Annotated in this window: 1 protein-coding gene; it reads right to left on the bottom strand. The window is 64.9% G+C overall.

Going from position 1 to position 268, the window contains the following annotated elements; all coding sequences use genetic code 11:
• A partial coding sequence (locus SB772_RS41515; RefSeq protein ID WP_410838713.1) for a substrate-binding domain-containing protein occupies positions 1-187 on the bottom strand: 187 nt, incomplete at its 3' end.
• Between the last annotated feature and the right edge of the window lie 81 nt (positions 188-268).

Below are 268 nucleotides of genomic sequence, written 5' to 3'. Positions count from 1 at the left end.
GCTGGTCGTCGTAGCCCACAACACTCATGTTCTCCGGCACCCGCAGTCCCGATTCGTGGACGGCCCGGAGCACGCCCAGAGCCATCTGGTCGTTAGCGACGAACACTGCCGTGACCCGCTGCTGCCGGACCAGTTCCTGCCCGGCCCGATACCCTGATGCGGCATCCCAGTCACCTTGAAGTAACACCTCTGGCGCCAGCCCCGCGTTGATGAGTGCCTCTTGCCAACCTTTGACACGCTCCGCGGCGTCGATCCAGTGGGGTGGTCC

This window comes from Paraburkholderia sp. SIMBA_030 (assembly GCF_046535245.1).
GTDB lineage: Bacteria > Pseudomonadota > Gammaproteobacteria > Burkholderiales > Burkholderiaceae > Paraburkholderia.
The sequence above is the reverse complement of the archived record's forward strand: the minus strand, read 5'-3'. Positions and strand labels throughout refer to the sequence as shown.